18 protein-coding genes are annotated in these 18,899 nt (G+C 74.3%); 13 read left to right on the forward strand and 5 right to left on the reverse strand.

The genetic code is table 11. From position 1 onward, the window contains the following. The first annotated feature begins 7 nt into the window (after window positions 1-7). The 8 genes from KSNIM_RS33625 to KSNIM_RS33660 all read left to right on the forward strand — a co-directional run bounded on the left by KSNIM_RS33625 (window position 8) and on the right by KSNIM_RS33660 (window position 8,606). Window positions 8-1,267, forward strand: a complete 1,260-nt coding sequence (locus KSNIM_RS33625) for a DnaJ C-terminal domain-containing protein (RefSeq protein WP_263106939.1) — start codon at window positions 8-10, stop codon at window positions 1,265-1,267. 273 nt (window positions 1,268-1,540) lie between these two features. Then, on the forward strand, window positions 1,541-2,014 hold the full coding sequence (locus KSNIM_RS33630) for a universal stress protein (RefSeq protein WP_263106940.1): 474 nt from the start codon (window positions 1,541-1,543) through the stop codon (window positions 2,012-2,014). Further along, window positions 2,011-3,225 carry a PP2C family protein-serine/threonine phosphatase gene (locus tag KSNIM_RS33635; RefSeq protein ID WP_263106941.1) on the forward strand — a complete coding sequence of 405 codons (1,215 nt, stop codon included), beginning with the start codon at window positions 2,011-2,013 and terminating at the stop codon, window positions 3,223-3,225. The genes KSNIM_RS33630 and KSNIM_RS33635 overlap by 4 nt, the downstream gene beginning before the upstream one ends. 139 nt (window positions 3,226-3,364) lie before the next feature. Continuing rightward, window positions 3,365-5,143: an acetate--CoA ligase gene (gene acsA / locus KSNIM_RS33640; RefSeq protein WP_263106942.1), complete on the forward strand. Its 1,779-nt coding sequence runs from the start codon at window positions 3,365-3,367 to the stop codon at window positions 5,141-5,143. After that, window positions 5,140-6,096 carry a pyruvate dehydrogenase (acetyl-transferring) E1 component subunit alpha gene (pdhA, locus tag KSNIM_RS33645; RefSeq protein WP_263106943.1) on the forward strand — a complete coding sequence of 319 codons (957 nt, stop codon included), beginning with the start codon at window positions 5,140-5,142 and terminating at the stop codon, window positions 6,094-6,096. Before acsA ends, pdhA begins: the two co-directional genes overlap by 4 nt. After that, window positions 6,015-6,950 carry an alpha-ketoacid dehydrogenase subunit beta gene (locus tag KSNIM_RS33650; RefSeq protein WP_263106944.1) on the forward strand — a complete coding sequence of 312 codons (936 nt, stop codon included), beginning with the start codon at window positions 6,015-6,017 and terminating at the stop codon, window positions 6,948-6,950. The genes pdhA and KSNIM_RS33650 overlap by 82 nt, the downstream gene beginning before the upstream one ends. Before the next feature lies 1 nt (window position 6,951). Continuing rightward, window positions 6,952-8,367 (forward strand): dihydrolipoamide acetyltransferase family protein, encoded by a 1,416-nt coding sequence (locus tag KSNIM_RS33655; RefSeq protein ID WP_263106945.1) that lies wholly within the window; start codon window positions 6,952-6,954, stop codon window positions 8,365-8,367. Continuing rightward, complete coding sequence (locus KSNIM_RS33660; protein ID WP_263106947.1) at window positions 8,364-8,606, forward strand: acyl carrier protein; 243 nt, start codon at window positions 8,364-8,366, stop codon at window positions 8,604-8,606. The genes KSNIM_RS33655 and KSNIM_RS33660 overlap by 4 nt, the downstream gene beginning before the upstream one ends. 149 nt (window positions 8,607-8,755) lie before the next feature. Here KSNIM_RS33660 and KSNIM_RS33665 read toward each other — a convergent pair whose 3' ends face one another. The 5 genes from KSNIM_RS33665 to KSNIM_RS33685 all read right to left on the reverse strand — a co-directional run bounded on the left by KSNIM_RS33665 (window position 8,756) and on the right by KSNIM_RS33685 (window position 12,753). Further along, entirely contained in the window at window positions 8,756-9,292 is a 537-nt protein-coding gene (locus tag KSNIM_RS33665; protein ID WP_263106948.1) for a flavodoxin family protein, read from the reverse strand. 320 nt (window positions 9,293-9,612) lie between these two features. Next, window positions 9,613-9,975, reverse strand: coding sequence for a hypothetical protein (locus tag KSNIM_RS33670; protein WP_263106949.1), 363 nt, complete (start codon window positions 9,973-9,975; stop codon window positions 9,613-9,615). A 52-nt stretch (window positions 9,976-10,027) separates the two neighbouring features. After that, the gene (locus KSNIM_RS33675) at window positions 10,028-10,561 is read right to left on the reverse strand and encodes a flavodoxin family protein (protein ID WP_263106950.1); all 534 of its coding nucleotides are present in this window, start codon (window positions 10,559-10,561) and stop codon (window positions 10,028-10,030) included. Window positions 10,562-10,864: 303 nt separating this feature from the next. Further along, the gene (locus KSNIM_RS33680; protein WP_263106951.1) at window positions 10,865-11,725 is read right to left on the reverse strand and encodes a universal stress protein; all 861 of its coding nucleotides are present in this window, start codon (window positions 11,723-11,725) and stop codon (window positions 10,865-10,867) included. Between the two features lie 359 nt (window positions 11,726-12,084). Continuing rightward, entirely contained in the window at window positions 12,085-12,753 is a 669-nt protein-coding gene (locus tag KSNIM_RS33685) for a hypothetical protein (RefSeq protein ID WP_263106952.1), read from the reverse strand. 402 nt (window positions 12,754-13,155) lie between these two features. Between KSNIM_RS33685 and KSNIM_RS33690 the strand changes: the two genes are divergently transcribed. From KSNIM_RS33690 to KSNIM_RS33710, 5 genes are read left to right on the forward strand one after another with little or no spacing between them, the layout of a single operon-like run. Beyond that, window positions 13,156-14,697 (forward strand): APC family permease, encoded by a 1,542-nt coding sequence (locus KSNIM_RS33690; protein WP_263106953.1) that lies wholly within the window; start codon window positions 13,156-13,158, stop codon window positions 14,695-14,697. A gap of 20 nt (window positions 14,698-14,717) precedes the next feature. Beyond that, window positions 14,718-15,941: an arginine deiminase gene (locus tag KSNIM_RS33695; RefSeq protein ID WP_263106954.1), complete on the forward strand. Its 1,224-nt coding sequence runs from the start codon at window positions 14,718-14,720 to the stop codon at window positions 15,939-15,941. A gap of 23 nt (window positions 15,942-15,964) precedes the next feature. Then, window positions 15,965-16,969: an ornithine carbamoyltransferase gene (gene argF, locus KSNIM_RS33700; protein ID WP_263106955.1), complete on the forward strand. Its 1,005-nt coding sequence runs from the start codon at window positions 15,965-15,967 to the stop codon at window positions 16,967-16,969. 2 nt (window positions 16,970-16,971) lie between these two features. Next, window positions 16,972-17,946: a carbamate kinase gene (locus tag KSNIM_RS33705; RefSeq protein ID WP_263106956.1), complete on the forward strand. Its 975-nt coding sequence runs from the start codon at window positions 16,972-16,974 to the stop codon at window positions 17,944-17,946. A gap of 22 nt (window positions 17,947-17,968) precedes the next feature. Then, window positions 17,969-18,754 (forward strand): HPF/RaiA family ribosome-associated protein, encoded by a 786-nt coding sequence (locus tag KSNIM_RS33710; RefSeq protein WP_263106957.1) that lies wholly within the window; start codon window positions 17,969-17,971, stop codon window positions 18,752-18,754. The last annotated feature ends 145 nt before the right edge of the window (window positions 18,755-18,899 follow it).

An 18,899-nucleotide genomic window follows, 5' to 3' on the forward strand; every position in this document is an offset into this window, starting at 1 on the left:
TGGAGCCATGGCGACGAGTGGTGGCAGGGACTACTACGACGTCCTCGGCGTGCCCCGCGACGCGGACTCGCAGACGCTGAAGCGGGCCTTCCGGGAGCTGGCCCGCCGGTACCACCCCGACCTCAGCACCGAGCCCGGCGCGCAGGACCGGTTCAAGGAGGTCGCGGAGGCCTACGGCGTGCTGTCGGACCCGGAGCGGCGGGCCGAGTACGACGAGCGGGGCGCCCGGCCGGCGGCGGTGTCCGTCGAGGACCTGCTGGCGGGGCTGGACCTCGGCGACCTGTTCGGCGGCTCCGGCGGGACCGTGTTCGGCCGGGGCGGCGGCATCTTCGGCCGCCCGTTCGACGATCCGTTCGCGACCTCGTTCGACGGCGGTGCCGGGCGCACCCCCGCACGCGGGGCGGACGTCGAACTCGACCTGACCGTGCCGCTCTCGGCCGTGATGACCGGCTCCACCGAGACGGTGACCGTCCGCCGTCCCGCCGCCTGCCCCGACTGCGGCGGGACGGGCGCCGCACACGGTACCCGGCAGACGTGCCCCCGCTGCCGCGGCAGCGGGCGGCAGGTCGGCGAGCGCCGCCGCGGCAGCACCGTCGTGCAGCAGGTGACGACCTGTCGGACCTGCGGTGGGCGGGGCACCGTGGTCCGGGACCCGTGCAACACCTGCGCCGGTTCCGGCAGGGCGGCCGTGAGCGACCCGGTCAGCTTCCGGGTCCCGGCCGGCACCGCGGAGGGAACGGTTTTCCGGCTGCCCGGCCGGGGCATGCCGTCGCCGGACCCGCGGGGGCGGCCGGGGGACGTGTACGTCACCGTGCGAACGGCCGCCGATCCGCGCTTCACCCGCCAGGGTGCGGACCTGTGGCACGGGCTGGAGATCCCCGTGCACCGGGCCGTGCTCGGGCTGACGACGACCGTCCCCGGGCCGGACGGCCCCGTCCCCCTGACCGTGCCCGCCGGTACCCAGCCCGGGGCGGTGCTCGACGTTCCCGGCCTCGGCCTGCCCCGCCCCGACGGCCGGGGCCGCGGCAGCCTCCGGGTGGCGGTGACCGTCCGTGTCCCGGAGCACCCCGCCGAGGAGGAGCGGGCGCTCTACCGCAGCCTGGCCGCCCTGCACGCCCCGCACCCGCCGGCCACCCGCGGCGGGCCTCCGCCGGCGGACACCGGTACGGAGGAGCCCGAGTCGCCCGGCACGGACCCGGCCGGCCGCGGGCAGCACCGGTGGTCGCGGTGGTGGAGGCGGGGAGGAGCCGCACGACGCGAGGCGTGACGGATTCTCGAACCCGCCCGCCGCCCCGACCGCCCGCGCGGGTGGTGCTGCCGGGCCGCGTGGGCCGGACGGCGGAGCCTTCGGCGCGGAGCCGACCCGCCGGTGTGCGTAGCGTGGAAGTCGGCCTGCACCGTCGGACCGGCACACGGGCGGTGGTGGCGCGGCCGGGACCGGTGCGCGCCGGACCGCTCCGCCGTCGGCAGAGCCCGAACGGCAACCGGATGCGGCTCGCGGACAGCGGCCGCCAGCACGAGGCGTCCTCGGAGGTGCGCAGTGGACGGAGGAACCGGCCGGGTGCCGCGGATCGTGGTCGGCGTGGACGGCTCGCCGGCGTCGGAGGAGGCCCTGCGCTGGGCCGTCCGGCACGCCGCCCTGGTCGGCGGCACGGTGGACGCGGTGATCGCCTGGGAGTACCCCGCGAGCTACGGGTGGCCGGCACCGATTCTGGAAGGCTTCGACTTCGAGGACAACGCCCGCCGCTGCCTCGCCGGGGCCGTCACCGCGGTGACCGGCGGCACACCCGACGGCGACGCGCCGATCCGGCAGCTGGTCGTGCAGGGCCACCCCGCCGCCGCCCTGCTGGACGCCTCCGAGGAGGCCGACGTCCTGGTCGTCGGCAACCGCGGCCACGGCGGTTTCACCGAGGCACTGCTGGGGTCGGTCGGCCAGCACTGCGTCCACCACGGCCGCTGCCCGGTGGTCGTTGTCCGCGCGGCCCGGAACGAAGAGGCCGTGAAGGAGCGATGATCGACTACGGGTCGGTCTTCCGGGCTCTGCCGGGCATGGTCGCCCTGCTCACCCCGGACCTGGTCTACGCGGACGCCAACGACGAGTTCCTGCAGTTGTCGGGGCGGCGGCGCGATCAGCTCGTCGGCCGGTACCTGTTCGACGTGTTCCCCGACAACCCGAACGACCCGGAGGCCACCGGGGCCCGCAACCTGGCGGCCTCCCTCCACCGGGTCCTGGAGACGGGCGAGCGCGACAGCATGGCGCTCCAGCGGTACGACGTCGAGAGCCTCGATCGGCCCGGTGAGTGGCAGGAGCGCTACTGGAGCCCCGTCAACGCGCCCGTGCTCGGGCCCGACGGCAGGGTGGAGCTCCTGGTGCACCGGGTCGAGGAGATCACGGAGCTCATCAAGGCGCACGGCCTGCCCGAAGGCAACCGTGCCCGCGTCCTGGAGGCCGAGCTCTACACCAGGGCCCGCGAACTCCAGGAGCTGAACGAGCGCCTGCGCGAGGCCCACGCCCGCGAGCGCGAGGTCGCCCTCGCGCTGCAGGCGGCCATGCTGCCGGCCCCCGCACCGCTCGACCAGGTCCGTGCGGCGGTCCGGTACCGGCCCGCGGTCGGCACGCTCAACGTGTGCGGCGACTGGTACGACCTCGTCGCCCTGCCCCGGCACCGCACGGCGGTCGCCGTCGGCGACGTCGTCGGGCACGGGCTCGCCGCGGCGGGCGTCATGGGCCAGCTCCGCAGTGCCCTCAGCGCCGCCTCACGGGTCACGGAGGGCCCGGCCCAGTCCCTGGAGGTGCTCGGCCTGTACTCGCGCTCCGTCGACGGCGCGGAGAACACGACGGCCGCGACCGCCTTCATCGACCACGCCGTCGGAACGATCACCTACAGCTGCGCCGGCCACCCGCCGCCGGTGCTGGTGCGCTCCGACGGCTCCTTCGACTTCCTCGACCGGGCCACCGACCCCCCGCTCGGCGCGCGACTGGAACACGTCTCGCGCCCCCAGGCCACCGTCGCCTTCGAGGAGGGCGACACCCTCGTCCTCTACACCGACGGCCTGGTCGAGCGGCGCCGCGAGGACATCGACATCGGCCTCGACCGCCTCGCGCACGCCCTGTCGGCCGGAGCGTCCGACCCGCCCGAGGCCCTGGCGGACAGTGTGCTGGTGGATCTGCTGCCGCCCGGCGGCGCCACCGACGACACGGTGCTCGTGGTCGTCCGGCTGTGATCCGGCCGGCACCTGCGGATGCCGCGCTCCGTCGCGCGACGGCCTCCCGTTCATCGCAGGATGGAGGTGCAGGTCCGGACAGTGTGCGGAACCGCCGTCCGGACCGAATGCGGGAGGGCTTCGGCCGGGAGGAGCGGACGTGCACCTGGACGGCCCGCAACGGGCTTCGGACATCGCCGCTGCCGGCAGTCGGGAGGTACGAGCGGACCACTGGGAGCGTGCCCGGGAACGGCTCGACGGTCTGCCCGGCGGGCGCGGACTGAACATCGCGTACGAGGCCGTCGACCGCCACGTGGCCGGCGGCCTGGGGGACAAGGCCGCCCTCCGCTGCATCGCCGCCGACGGCACCGTCACCGAGATCACCTACGGTGAACTCGCCCGGCTCAGCAACCGTTTCGCCGGCGGTCTGCAGGCCCTCGGCGTCCGTCCCGGCGACCGGGTGGCCTCGCTGGTGCACCGCTGTCCCGAGCTGTACGTGTCGGTTCTCGGCACGCTGAAGAACACCTCGGTGTTCTGCCCGCTCTTCCCCGCCTTCGGACCGGTTCCGGTCGAGGAGCGGCTACGGCTGGGTGACGTGCGGGTGCTGGTCACCACCGAGGGCCTCTACCGACGCAAGGTGGCCGGGCGCCGCGAGCACCTGCCCGGCCTCGAACACGTCCTGATCGTCGGTCCGGCCTCCGGGGCCTCCCCCGGGACGCTTCCGTTCGACATGCTGACGGCCGGCGCGTCCGACGACTTCACGATCCCGGACACCGACCCGCAGGACATGGCGCTGCTGCACTTCACCAGTGGCACCACCGGCACCCCCAAGGGCGCGGTCCACGTCCACGAGGCGATGGTCGCCCACCACGCCACGGCCGCGATCGCCCTCGACCTCCGCCCGGACGACGTGTTCTGGTGCACGGCCGACCCGGGGTGGGTCACCGGCATGTCCTACGGGATCATCGCCCCGCTCACCCACGGGGTCACCGCAGTCGTCGACGCCGGGGAGTACGAGGCCCGGCGCTGGTACGGCATCCTCGCCCGGGAACGGGTGAACGTCTGGTACACCGCGCCCACGGCCATCCGGATGCTGATGCGGGTCTCGCCCCGCGGAGCCCCGCCCGAACTGCCGCGCTCCTTCGACCTGTCGGCGCTGCGCTTCGTCGCGAGCGTGGGCGAGCCGCTCAACCCGGAGGCGGTCCGCTGGGGAGAGGAGATCCTCGGCATGCCGATCCACGACAACTGGTGGCAGACCGAGACCGGCTGCATCATGATCGCCAACGTGGCGGGCGGCGAGGTGCGGCCCGGGTCCATGGGGCAGCCGCTCCCGGGCGTCGAAGCGGGGGTGCTGGAACGCGGACCCGACGGCCGGGCGGCCGTCCGGAACGGTCGTGTGACCGTGCTGCGGGAGCCGGGAGCCGAGGGCGAGCTCGCACTGCGCCCCGGCTGGCCGTCGATGTTCCGCGGCTACCTGAACGCCGATGACCGCTACCGGTCCTGCTTTGCGGACGGTTGGTACCTCACCGGCGACGTGGTACGACGGGACGCCGAAGGCTACTACTGGTTCGTCGGCCGGGCCGACGACGTCATCAAGTCCGCGGGCCACCTCATCGGGCCCTTCGAGGTCGAGAGCACGCTGATGGAACACCCGGCCGTTGCCGAGGCCGGAGTGATCGGGCGCCCCGACCCTGTCGCGGGGGAGGTCGTCAAGGCCTTCGTCTCACTCAAGCCGGGATTCGAACCGGGAACCCCGCTCGTCCGCGACATCACGGCCTTCGCCCGACGGCGGCTCGGCCCCGCCATCGCCCCGCGCGAGATCGCCTTCGACCAGCACCTGCCGAAGACCCGCAGCGGAAAGGTGATGCGCCGGCTCCTGCGGGCCCGTGAACTCGGCCTGCCGGAGGGCGACCTCTCCACCCTGGAGGAGACGCGATGACCGCGCGCAAACGCGCCCACGCCCGCCGCTCCGCGGATCGGGCCGGCGGGCGGGCGGCGCACCGGCAGGAGCTGCTGCGCGACATGGTCCGGATCCGCCGGTTCGAAGAGCTCTGCGTGGAGCTGTACAGCGCCGGGGAGATCCGCGGCTTCGTCCACCTGTGCATCGGCGAGGAGGCCGTCTCCGTCGGCGTCCTCCGTGCACTGACGCAGGACGACGCCGTGGTGACCACCTACCGGGAGCACGGCCACGCCCTGGCGCGCGGCATTCCGGCCGAGACCGTCCTCGCCGAGATGCTCGGCCGGATCACCGGGTGCAGCCGGGGCCGGGGCGGATCGATGCACCTGTTCGACACCGGCCGGCGGTTCTACGGAGGACATGGCATCGTCGCCGGCGGCCTGCCCGTGGCGGCCGGCCTGGCCCTCGCCGACAACCTCCGCGACGACGGGCACCTGGCTTGCTGCCTCTTCGGCGACGGCGCCTTCGCCGAGGGCGAGTTCCACGAGACCGCCAACCTGGCCGCCCTGTGGGAGCTGCCCCTGCTGCTCGTCTGCGAGAACAACCTCTATGCGATGGGCACCCCGCTGGCCAGGGAACACGCCCAGATCGACCTCGCGGCCCGCGCCGCCTCCTATGGCATGGTCGCCTGGGCGGTGGACGGCATGGACGTCCTCGCCGTCGAGCGGGCGACGCGCCGGGCGGCCGAAATCGTCCGTGAGGGTCACGGCCCCTGCTTCCTCGAACTGCGCACCTACCGCTTCCGCGCCCACTCGATGTACGACCCCGACCTCTACCGCGACAAGGCCGAGGTCGAACGGTGGAGGCACCGCGACCCGATCACAACACTCGCCCGCCGGATGCACGCGAGGCCATGCGCGAGGCGCTGGCCGCCGACGACCGGGTCTTCCTCATGGGCGAGGACGTCGGACGCTACGGCGGCGCCTTCGGGGTGAGCCTCGGCCTGCTCGACGAGTTCGGACCGGACCGCGTCCGGGACACGCCGCTGTCGGAGTCCGCGTTCGTCGGCGCGGGCATCGGCGCCGCCATCGCGGGGATGCGGCCGATCGTCGAGATCATGACCGTCAACTTCAGCCTGCTGGCGCTGGACCAGATCCTCAACAACGCCGCGACGCTGTTGCACATGTCCGGCGGCCAGGTAGCGGTGCCGCTGGTGATCCGCATGACCACCGGCGCCGGACGCCAGCTCGCCGCCCAGCACTCGCACAGCCTGGAGGGCTGGTACGCGCACATTCCCGGCATCCGCGTCCTCGCACCCGCGACGGTCGCCGACGCCCGGCACATGCTGGCCCCGGCACTGGCCGACCCCGACCCCGTTGTGATCTTCGAACACGGCTCGCTCTACAACGCCTCCGGATCACCGGAACCCGACGGCGCACCCGCTGACCTGGACAGCGCGGCCGTCCGGCGCTCCGGCACGGCCGTCAGCCTCATCACCTACGGTGGTTCGCTCGGCAAGGTGCTGGAGGCCGCGGAACGACTCGCCGCGGACGGGATCGACGCCGAGGTCGTCGACCTGCGCACGCTCCGGCCGCTCGACGACGACACCGTCATCGGCTCCGTACGGCGGACGCACCGGGCGGTGGTCGCCGACGAGGGTTGGCGGACCGGCGGCATCTCCGCCGAGATCGCGGCTCGGATCGCCGAGCAGGCCTTCTACGACCTGGACGCGCCGGTGGAGCGGGTCTGCGCGGCCGAGGTGCCGGTACCCTACGCCCACCAGCTGGAGGAGGCGGCGCTGCCCCAGGTCGCGGGCATCCTCGCGGCGGTCAGACGGGCGGTCGGCTGAAATGGCCGAGTTCACCATGCCCTCCCTGGGGGCCGACATGACCGAGGGCACCCTGCTGGAGTGGCTCGTCCGTCCCGGGGACCGGGTCGACCGCGGTGACATCGTGGCCGTGGTGGACACCGCCAAGGCTGCCATCGAAGTGGAGTGCTTCGAGACCGGAACCGTCGAGGAGCTCCTGGTCCAGCCCGGGACGGTGGTCCCGGTCGGAGCGCCGCTGGCCGTCATCGCCGCGGCTGCCGCGGAACCCGAGGCGGGAGCGCCGGCCGGGACACCGCACGCCCGCGCAGGAGCACACCCCGCCGAACACCAGGCGGGGCCGATCGCCACCCCGCTCGTGAGACGGCTGGCAGAGGCGGGCGGAGTCGACCTGGCAGCCGTCCACGGTACCGGCCCCGGCGGCCGGATCACCAAGGCCGACGTGCAGGCCGCACCGCACGCGCCCGCCGGCGACGGGCCCTCCGAAGGGCCGGCAGTACCATCTCCGCCGCAAGCAGAATCCCACGGCCACCCGCCGACCGGGCCCGGCACGCACCCGGCGGAAGCGGACGGCGCGGGCGGACGCGTCCGGGCCTCGCCGATGGCCCGGCGGATCGCGGCAGAGGCAGGACTCGACCTGGCCCGGGTGCACGGAAGCGGCGCCAACGGCACCGTCCGCGCGGCGGACGTCCGGGCCGTGCTGCGCGCCCCGGCCGCGCCGGTGCCGTCGACGGCCTCCGCACAGGAGCCCGCCGCACCTGCGCCGTCACCCCCCACACGAGCCGAGGCGATGCGCCAGGCCGTCGGCGCGCTGATGGACCGGTCCAAACGGGAGATCCCCCACTACTACCTCTCCACCACGGTCGACCTTGCCGAGGCCACGCGCTGGCTGCGCGACCGCAACCGGCAACTCCCGGTGGCCGAAAGGCTGGTGCCGGCCGCCCTGATGCTCAAGGCCGCAGCGGTGGCCGCCCGCGAGGTACCGCAGCTCAACGGCTGGTGGACCGACGGTTTCACCCCGGCACCCGCAGTCCACCTCGGCGTGGCCGTCGCGCTGCGCGGCGGCGGTCTGATCGCCCCGGCGATCCGGGACGCGGCAGACCTGCCGTTGCCCGAACTCATGGCGCGCCTGCGCGACCTGGTCGCACGCGCCCGGTCCGGCCGATTGCGCAGTGCCGAGACCTCCGACCCGTCCATCACCGTGACCAGCCTCGGCGACCAGGGGGTGGAGGCGGTCTTCGGAGTGATCTATCCGCCGCAGGTCGCCCTGGTCGGCCTGGGCAAGGTCGTGGAACGGCCCTGGGCCGCGAACGGCATGCTCGGTGTCCGACCCGTGGTCACGGCCACCCTGTCGGCCGACCACCGGGCCAGCGACGGGGCCACCGGTGCCCGCTTCCTGTCGGCCCTCGACCGACTGCTCCAGCAACCGGAGGAACTGTGAACCAGGACCAGGCCGCGGAACTCGTCAAGGAAGTTCTCCTCGAGATCGTTCCGGACGCGGACCTCACCGCGACGGACGCACGGGTCGACCTCAGGCAGGAACTCGAACTGGACTCCATGGACTTCCTGACGCTGGTGGAACGGCTGTCCTCGCGAGCGGGCTGCCGGATCGACGAGGACGACTACCCGCGGATGGCCACACTCGCCGGAAGCGCCTCCCTCCTGGCCGAGCGCACCTGACCGAGCCACCTGACCGAGCCGGAGGGCTCCGTCCTCGGTCGCCTGCCCGTTCGGCCTGCCCGCGCGGCTCGAAGTGGTGCAGCCGGGTGCCGGGACCGGTGAATCCCGGACCGGCGGACGGTCGGGACGGAGCGTCCCCGGCAGGTGGATCAGACCAGCCCGGCCCCCCATGTCCTGGCCCGGTCGAGTTCCCCGGCCCGCAGCGGGCCTTCGGCGTCCTCGACGATGAACCCCTCGGGCTCCGCCAGCACGTCGTAGTGGTGGCGGGCCAGCCGCCGGGCGATCCCGTCCGCGGCGCCGCCGCTCAAGCGGAAGTCGACGCGGGTGTCGAACGCGGCGGCGTGCGTGCCGTTCTCCGTGTCCGGAAGGTGGTGGAACCAGGTCCGCAGGCCCGGGCTGTCGTCCGGCTCGGCGCCGGCCGCCAGTGCCCCGCTCTCCCGTGCCGCGTTCTGCGCCCGGGTGCCTCGGGCCAGGTCGCGGCTGAGACCGGAGGTCATCCCGTGCATATGGGTGGGGCCGCCGACCACCAGCAGGTCGGCCGACCGGGTGACGTCGGCGGTCGCCCCGGCGACCGGCAGGCAACTGACCTGCGCGTCCGGCGCGGCCTCGTGCACACCCTCCGCGATCGCCTCGGCGATCTGCCGGGTGTTGCCGTACATGCTCTCGTAGACGATCACTGCCTGCATGGCTCGGTCACCTCGCTGTGCGTCCGGATGTGCGGAGCGCGGTGCCGCCCGGCTGCTGTCCGCCGTACTCGTGGACGGCGGCCTCCGGTGCGGCAGGGCTTGACACCTCGCCTCCATGCTCCGACGCGGGGCCGGCGGCCGGGAGGGCCTACCGGACCTGATGTGGCCGGGCCGTGCGGGTCGTCATGGCCCGACGCGCGGGCCGACGGGCCGGACCGAGGGAGTCGCCGTGTCCGGCACCGCGCCGGCGCGCTCGCGCGGGCCGGCGGCCGTCCGTTCGCCGGTGCCGCTGTGCACGACCCGCCCCGGGCCGACGGAGGTCAGCCGCAGCGACCGGGCGACGCGGCGTCCGCGCCGTGCAGCCCTGCCTTGATCCGGCGCCGGGTGCCGTCCGTGAGCCGGACGAGCCGGTCGGACCAGGTGGCGGTGGGCGGCAGCGGATCGGCGATGCGCCTGGCGGAGGCGGGGAGAGCGGCCACGTCCGATTCGCGGGCCGTGCGGGCCGAGGCGAGGATTCGCGGCGCGCCGACCCGCCGGCCGTCCGCCGTCATCCGGCGCAGCAGCGGCCCGGCACCGGGTGGGGCGGTCTCCTCCCGGAGCGCGAGCGTGTCGGAGAAGGCCGGTCCACGGAAGACCTGCTTGGCGCCGGGAGCGGTCACCTTGCCGGTCGGGAGCTTCCTCACCGGCCGCCCGGCACAGTCCACGACCGGGCAGGACGGAGTATCGGACAGGTGGTCAGAGGAGCGAGGCGCCCCAGGCCTTCGCACGGGCGAGTTCTCCGCTGCGAAGGGGCCCGTCGGCCTCCTCGACGAAGAAGCCCTCGGGTTCGGCCCTGAGGTGGTAGCGGTGGTCTGTGAGCCGCTGGGCGATGCCGGCGGCCGCACCGCCGGCCTGCTTGCCGTCCATGCGGGTGTCGAAGGCGGCTGCGGAGGTACCGGGCTCGGCGTCGGGCAGCTCGTGGAACCATTTGCGCAGGCCGGGGCCGGCCGCGGTGGTGGCCGCCTCGTGGGCCTCTTCGATGCGGCCTTCCTTCCGCGCCTCGACGGAGACGGCGACGCGGCGGCTCAGCGCGTTCGACATTCCGTGAACGTGTGTGGGGCCGCCGACCACCAGGAGGTCGACCGCGCCGGTGCGGTGGAGCGTTGCCCGGGCGACGGGCCGGCACACCACGGCGGCGTCCGGGCGGGCTTCACGGATGCCCTCGGCGATCGCCTCCGCGACCTCGCGGGTGTTGCCGTACATGCTTTCGTAGACGATCAGCGCTCGCACGGAATACCACCTCCTCGGCCTCGCATGCGCACGGCAGCGCTCCTGCCGGTGCGGTCCTCCTCCATTCTTCGTCCGTCGCCCCGACTCTGACGGGTGCCGACCGGCCCCATCGTCCCGGCGGAGGGCCCAAGCGCGGCCGGGCACCGTGCGAGGGCCCGGTCGGGACGGCCCGCTGCGTCCGGGCCGCACGACCCGGCCCGGACGGGGCGAACCGACCCCCGCCGGCACGGGGGAGTGATCGGGCACGCCCGGTCGCCGCATCCGCAAGGTCGGCGCGTCCGCCGGATCGGCCGGCGACCGGGCTCAGTCGGTATCGGGAGCGGGCACGACGGTGACCGGGCAGTGGGCGCGGTGCAGCAGGCCGTGGGGGACGGAGCCGAGCCGCATCCCGGTGAACCCGCCGCGGCCGCGCCGTCCGACGACGAGCGCACACGCCCTCTCGGCGGCCTCGGCGAGTTCCTCCACCGGATGGCCGCGCACGACCTGGCGGGTCACGGTGGTGTCCGGGTAGTCCTCCGCCTGCTCGGCCACCGTTTCGTGGAGCAGACGGCGGCACTTCTGCAGCACGACGACCTCGTCCGTGGACTCCAGCAGCGACGGCTGCCAGACCCAGAGCGTCCGCAGGTCCGCGCCGCGGGCCGCGGCCGCGGCGAAGGCGTACGCCAGCGCGGCGCGGGAGGCCGGACTGCCGTCGACACCGGCGACGAGGTACGGCGGCCGCTCGGTGCTGTCCCCGGGCTCCAGCACCACGACCACCGGGCAGGCCGCCCGGGCACTGACCGGGACGGCCACCGAGTGCGTGCCGAGGAACTCCTCCAGGCGGCTCAGCCGCCGCGAACCGAGGACGACCAGGCACGCGTCGTGCGACTCGTGGCACAGCACCTGGGCAGGGGGACCCTCGGCGAGGACGGTTGTGAGGTCGATGCCGGGGTGTCCGTCCGACACGAGGGCGGCGGCCTCCTCGAGCACACGGCGCCCGGCCTTCCGGGACCCCGAGCCGCCGGCACGGTGCGACCTGTGGTGGTTCGGTGCGGTGGCGTGCGCCAGCCGCAGTTGCACTCCGCGACGCTCGGCCTCGTCGGCCGCCCAGACCAGGGCCGGCTGAGCGGTGTCCTCGTCGTCCACGCCGACGACGACCGGGCGGGACTGCCCAGAGCCGTCCATTGCTCCTCCAACCCGAGTCGATTCCCGCCCCCATCGGAACCGTAGAGGCCGGGCTGCCGCCATGGGCAGGGCCGAGCGGTCCACGCCGGGTGGGCCGGGTGCATCCGATCGATCCGCCACCGCCGGGCGCAGCGGCCGGACCTGCAAGCTCCGCCTCGATCCGGTGGTCGTGTTCCTCGCGGTCCTACGCGGCCCTACGCGACCCTGATGACCGACGCGTACCCGCCCTTCCGCCTGGACCAGCGGGCCACCCACCCGGTCGGCGAACCGATGCGCGCACCGGGACGGTGACCCGGCCCGCGAACCGCACGGCACGGCGGGTCGCGGACGGCGCCCGAGCCTCCGGGGGCGGTCCGGGTTCAGCCGCGGCGGGCCTCACCGCTGCCGGGCTTGCGGGCGGCTCGTCCGCTCCAGACGGGTTCGAGCTCGGCCCAGGCGCGTTGCCAGGCCGCGTCCGCCCGGCGGTTCAGGCGGGTCAGCCGGAGACCGAGGGCGCAGGCGGTGAGGACGGACAGGCAGCCGAAGACGAGCAGGCCGCGGAAGACCGCGTCGGAGACGAGGTCGGCGGTGCTGGGCGGTGCGGGGGCGAGCTGCCCGGAGTCGCCGACCCAGACGGTCGTCGTGGCGCCCGTCGGGGTCGGCCGGGCCAGCTGGACGGTGCCGGTGTTCTGCTGTCCGGAGGGGTAGGTCCACGTCGCGGCGGCGCGGTAGCGGCCGGCCACGGCATCGGCCGTGCCACCGGAGTTCCGGGTCGGCGTGAGCAGGACCGCGTCGACGCGGTGCAGGTGGGGCGCCGCCGCCGCGGAACGCCGCTGGGCCGAGCCGAGGTCGGTCCGAGCGGCCGCGGCGCCGAGCAGCGCCGCCACGACGACCGCGAGCGCGGCGAGGACGAGCGAGCGGCTGCGGCAGCGGTCCGAGGGCCGGGCCAGGACGTTGTGCTCGATGCCGAGAGCCCGCCGCAGGTGGCGCTGCCGTGGGCGGGTGCCGCGGGTGCCGTGTGCGCGGTGCGTGCTGGGGGTGCCGGCCATGGGGAACTCCTCTGCGGGCGGGGGTGCACGGTCGGGAGCGGACCGCGCCACCCGCCGCTCTCCGGCAGCCGGGTGGCAGGGACGGGGCTCCTGCGGGTCTCGTTCGGGAAGAACTCTGCGGGCAACGGCCCGGGCGGGCACAGGGACCGACCGGGCCGACCGGAGGGCCGGTGGTCCCGGGCCGCTCCAGTGCCCCCGCGGAGGTGTCCGGTCCGGCGACGACCCGTCAGCCGGATTGCCCGCCCGGGACCATCGGGGCACGGTGACGGGACTGCCGGCGAGGAGGAGAGGGCCATCGGTCCCTGGGAAGGCACCCGGCCGCTCTCGGAGGATCTTCACCGTGGGTCACGGGCACAGCGGTGCCCGCCCGCTTCCCCCGAGCACACCGCAAAGGAGCGCGTGATGTCCGTACAAAGCCGCGGAGAGGCGCTGCAGAGAACTCCGGATGACGGTCCGTCCGGAACGGCCGGCGGCTTCGAGCTGCCGGCGGCGACCGCCCTGGTGGTCGGCAGTGTCATCGGTACCGGCGTGTTCGCGCTGCCGTCCGCACTCGCCCCGTACGGGCCGATCGCCCTGGTGGCGTTCGTTCTGGTGACGGTGGGTGCACTGGCGCTGGCGGTGACCTTCGGCCGACTGTCGGAGCGGGTGCCGGGAAGCGGCGGGCCGTACGTCTACGCCCGGGAGGCGTTCGGGGAGTTCGCCGGGTTCCTCACCGCGTGGTCGTACTGGATCACCGCCTGGGCGGGCAACGCGGCCATCGCGGTGGCCTGGGTCGGCTATGTCGAGGTGTTCGTCAACAAGGGCCACCACACCGGGGGTTCGGTCGCGATCGCGCTCGCGGGCCTGTGGGTGCCGGCCGTCGTCAACCTGACGGGCGTACGGGCCGTCGGCGCGTTCCAGGTCGTCACCACGGTGCTGAAGTTCCTTCCGCTGGCCTTCATGGGCACGGTCGGCCTGCTGTTCGTGAAGCCCGGGAACTTCGGCGCCTTCAACGCGAGCGGGACGTCGGCGCTGGGGGCGGTGTCGGCGGCGGGGGCGATCGCCCTGTTCAGCTACATCGGCCTGGAGACCGCCTCGGTGGCCGCCGGCCGGGTCCGCGATCCGGAGCGCAACGTCCCGCGCGCCACGGTGTACGGCACGCTGGCGTGCGCCGCGATCTACCTGCTGGGCACGCTGGCCGTCTTCGGCACCGTGCCGCACGCCCGACTCGGCTCCTCCACGGCGCCGTTCACGGACGCGGTGAACACCGTCGCGGGCGGCCACTGGGCCGGTGACCTGGTCGCGGCGGCGGCGATCGTCTCCGGCATCGGCGCGCTGAACGGGTGGACGCTGATCTGCGCCGAGATGCCGATGGCCGCCGCCCGGGACGGACTCTTCCCGTCCGCCTTCACCAAGGTCCGCGGGCGCGCCGGCGTGCCGGCCTTCGGCATCGTCTCGGCGACCGTCCTCGCCTCGGTGCTCACCGTGGTCAGCTACACCCGCTTCACCCAGGTCTTCACCGGGATCGTGCTGCTGAGCGTGCTCACCGCAGCCGTGCCGTACCTGGTCGCCACCGCAGCCCAGTTGCTCTGGCTGGTGCAGCACGGCCGTGAGGACCTCGACCGGCCCCGCCTCGTCCGGGACGGCGTCGTCACCGTCGCGGCCCTGGTGTTCTGCTACTGGTCGATCCAGGGCAGCGGCTACCAGACCGTCTACTACGGCCTGTTCACCATCCTGCTCGGCATTCCCGCCTACATCTGGCTGAAGCGCCCGCACACCCGCACCGCCGGAACCGGTGCCCTCACCGCAACTCCGCACACCGGAACTCCGCACACCGGAACCCCGCACACCGGGGCCGCGCAGGCCGGGCGCGAGGAGCCGCTGCCCGCGGCGGCCCGCAGCGCACGCCGTGCGGGCCTGCCCGCCATCCTCCGCCGCGCGCTGACGCCGCGCCACCAGCACTGAGAGCCAAGGAGCACACCGACATGTCCACTCTGCGTGTCGACTCGGAAGCCGGCCGGCTGCGCCAGGTGATCCTGCACCGCCCCGGCCTGGAACTCTCCCGACTCACCCCGCGCAACGTCGACGAGCTGCTCTTCGACGACATCCTGTGGGCCAAGCGGGCCCGCGAGGAGCACGACGCCTTCGCCCAGGTGCTGCGCGACCACGGCGTGCGCGTCCACCACTACGCCGACCTGCTCGCCGAGACCCTCGACCTCGCGCCCGCCCGTGCCTGGCTGCTCGGCCAGGTCGTCACTCCGGCCGCGGTCGGCCCGGCGCTGGTGGAGCCGGTGCGGGAGCTGTGCGAGCAGCTCGACGGCGCGGCGCTCGCCGAGTACCTGATCGGCGGCGTCCTCAAGAACGACCTGCCGATCCACAGGCCCCACAGCCTGCTCTGGAACACGCTGGGCGAGCAGGACTTCGCCCTCCCCCCGCTGCCCAACCACCTCTTCCCGCGCGACAACTCCTGCTGGATCGGCGCCCGCTACAGCCTCAACCCGATGGCCAGGCCCGCCCGCCGCCGGGAGACCCTGCACACGGCCGCGATCTACCGTTTCCACCCGCTGTTCGCCGAGACCGCGCCGCCGCTGCTGGACGGCACCGCGGCCGGCCCCGGGCCGAGCCTGGAGGGAGGCGACGTCCACGTCCTCGCCCCCGGGGTGGTCATGGTCGGCATGGGTGAGCGCACCACCGCCCAGGCGGTCGAGCAACTGGCCCAGAACCTCTTCCTGTTCGGTGCCGCGCACCGGCTGATCGCCGTACGGCTGCCGGAGAGCCGGGCGTTCATGCACCTCGACACCGTTCTGACGATGATCGACCGGGACACCTTCGCCGTCCACCCCGGCCTGGCCGACCGGCTGCGTTCGTGGACCCTCACCCCCGCCCCCGAACGGCCCAGCGGCTTCGAGGTCACCCCGGACGCCGACCTGGCGGCCTCCCTCGCCGAGTCCCTCGGCATGGACAAGGTCCGCCTCCTCTCCGCCGAGCAGGACGCCCGGGCCGCCGAGCGCGAGCAGTGGGACGACGGCAGCAACTTCCTCGCCCTCGAACCCGGCGTCGTCGTCGGCTACGAGCGCAACACCACCACCAACACCCACCTGCGCAAGCAGGGCATCGAGATCGTCACCATCGCCGGCTCCGAGCTCGGCCGTGGCCGGGGCGGCCCCCGATGCATGAGCTGCCCGATCCAGCGCGACCCCGTCGCCTGACCCGTCCGGAGGACGAATCCGCCATGACCGTCAACCTGAACGGCCGCCACTACCTACGCGAGTTCGACTTCACCGCGGCCGAGATCCACCGCCTGCTCGACCTCGCCGCCGAGCTGAAGGCCGCCAAGCGGAGCGGCACCGAAGTCCCGCGGCTGACCGGCCGCCGTCTCGCGCTGATCTTCGAGAAGAACTCCACCCGGACCCGCTGCGCCTTCGAGGTCGCCGCGGCCGACCAGGGTGCCACCACCACCTACCTCGGCCCCGACAGCTCCCACATCGGCCACAAGGAGTCCGTCGCCGACACCGCCCGCGTGCTCGGCCGGATGTACGACGGCATCGAGTACCGCGGCTTCGCCCGGGCCACCGTCACCGGACTCGCCGCGCACGCCGGCGTCCCCGTGTACAACGGCCTCACGGACGAGTGCCACCCCACCCAGAGCCTGTGCGACGTCTTCACCATGCGCGAGCACAGCGGCAGGCCGCTGGAGCAGATCTCCTTCTGCTACCTCGGCGACGCACGCAACAACACCGCCAACTCGCTGATGGCGATGGGCAGTCTGCTCGGGCTGGACGTGCGCGTCGCCGCGCCGCGCGAACTGTGGCCGGATCCGTCCCTGGTAGCGGAGTGCCTGCTGCGCGGCCGGGACAGCGGCGCCCGGCTCACCCTCACCGAGGAGGTCGACGAGGCCGTGCGCGGCGCGGACTACCTCTACACCGACGTCTGGGTCTCGATGGGCGAGGACCACGGCCGGTGGAAGGAGCGCATCGACCTGCTGCTGCCGTACCAGGTCAACGCCCGGACGATGGCCGCGACCGGCAACCCAGACACGGCATTCCTGCACTGCCTGCCCGCCCTGCACGACCTCGGCACCGACCTCGGCGCCGAACTCGCCGAGCAGCACGGACTGGACGGCCTCGAAGTCACCGACGAGGTGTTCGAGTCGCCGGCGTCGCTGGTCTTCGAGCAGGCCGAGAACCGGATGCACACCATCAAGGCGATCCTCGTCGCCACCCTCGGGAGGGACTGACCGTGCACATCGTCGCCGCCCTCGGCGGAAACGCCCTGCTCCGGCGCGGGGAGCACCCCGACGCCGCCGTCCAGCAGCAGCACGTCCACGACGCCGCCCGGTCGCTCGCCGAACTCGTCCTCGCCGGGCACGAGGTGGTGATCACCCACGGCAACGGTCCGCAGGTCGGCCTGCTCGCCGCCGAGAGCGAGGCCGACCCGGCGCTGGCCGCGCCCTACCCGCTGGACGTCGTCGGAGCCGAGACCCAGGGCATGATCGGTACCCTGCTCGCCCGCGAGCTCGGGTCCCGCCTGCCCGGACGGGCCGTGGCCGCGCTGATCACCCACACCGAGGTCGACCCGCACGATCCGGCGCTCGGGCGGCCGGACAAGTTCGTCGGAGGACACCTCACGGACCGCCAGGCCCGGCTCATGGAGGCCGAACGCGGCTGGACCACGGCGCGTGACGGCGACCGTCTGCGCCGCACCGTGCCCTCGCCGCGGCCCGTCGCGATCACCGAAATGCCGGCGATCCGCGCCCTGCTCGCCACCGGCACCGTGGTCATCGCCGCCGGAGGCGGCGGCATTCCGGTCGTCCGCGACCCGGACACCGGGCGCGTCCGCGGCGTCGAGGCCGTGGTCGACAAGGACCTCACCGCCGCCCTGCTCGCCGAACTGCTCGACGCGGACGCCCTGCTGATCCTCACCGACGTCACCCACGTGTTCACCCGCTTCGGCGCCGCCCACCCCGGTCCGATCACCGATGTCACCCCCGACGGGCTGCGTGAACTCGACCTGCCCGCAGGCTCGATGCGGCCCAAGGCCGAGGCCGCGGCCGCCTTCGCCGAGACCGCCGGGCGGGTCGCCGTGATCGGACCGCTGGACGACGCCCTCGGCGCACTCCTCGGCACCACCGGCACCACCGTCCGTCCGCGGCTGCCCGGCCCGGCCGCCCCGGGGCCGGCAGCCCGCCCGCCGGCGCCCCGAACCGCAGTCTGAACCCACCACGAAGGGAACCCCGATGAACCGTCTGCAGACCCGCCCCGCCACCGGCGTCCGGGTGGAGACCCGCGGCGAGGTCACCCTCGCCGCGCCCGACTACGCCCGCACGAAGCTGCTCGCCGTGCTGGAGCGGCTGGACGAGCCCGTCCTCGCCGCCCGGGTGAAGCTCACCCAGGAGCCCAACCGCGCGGTGGCCGAGCCCTCCCGCGCCCAGGCCGTGGTCGACCTCAACGGCAGGCCCGTACGGGCCCACGTGGCGGCCGCCACCATGCAGGAGGCGATCGACCTGCTCCAGGACCGGCTGAACGCGCGGATCGCCCGCGTCCGCCGTCACCACGAGCACCACCGCCACCACGGGACGGCCCCGGATGCCGGGACCGACGGCACCGGCCACGGGCCCCGCCCGCAGCGGGCCGCCCGGAGCACCGGGGACCGCCGGATCGTGCGGCACACGTCCTACAGCCCGGCGCGGCAGACCCCCTGGGAGGCGGTGCTCGAACTGGAGGCGATGGACTACGACTTCCACCTGTTCACGGACGCGGCGGGCGGCGGCGACAGTGTGGTCCACCGGGACGCCGCCGACGGCGGGTACCGGCTGGCCACGGCCGGTCCCCGGGCCGATCAGGTCCCGGGCCTGCCGGCGAGCACCGTGGGCGCGCCGGAACTCACGGTCGCGGACGCGGTCGAGCGCCTCGATCTGAGCGGTCTGCCCTTCGTGTTCTTCACCGACGCCGAGACCGGTCGCGGCAACGTGCTCTACCACCGCCACGACGGCCACTACGGCCTGATCACCCCCGTGCGGTAGGGACGGGCGGAACCGGGGCCGCGGGGGGCCGGCCGGGACGGAACGCGGAACCGGGGCGGCGTGGGGGCCGTGCCCGGTTCCGGCGCGTCTCCGCGGCGCAGCCGGCCCGGCCGTTCCTACGCGGCCGCCGGCGCGGCGATCCCGC

The sequence above is a fragment of the Kitasatospora sp. DSM 101779 genome, from assembly GCF_025655475.1.
In the GTDB taxonomy this organism is placed as follows: Bacteria; Actinomycetota; Actinomycetes; order Streptomycetales; family Streptomycetaceae; genus Kitasatospora.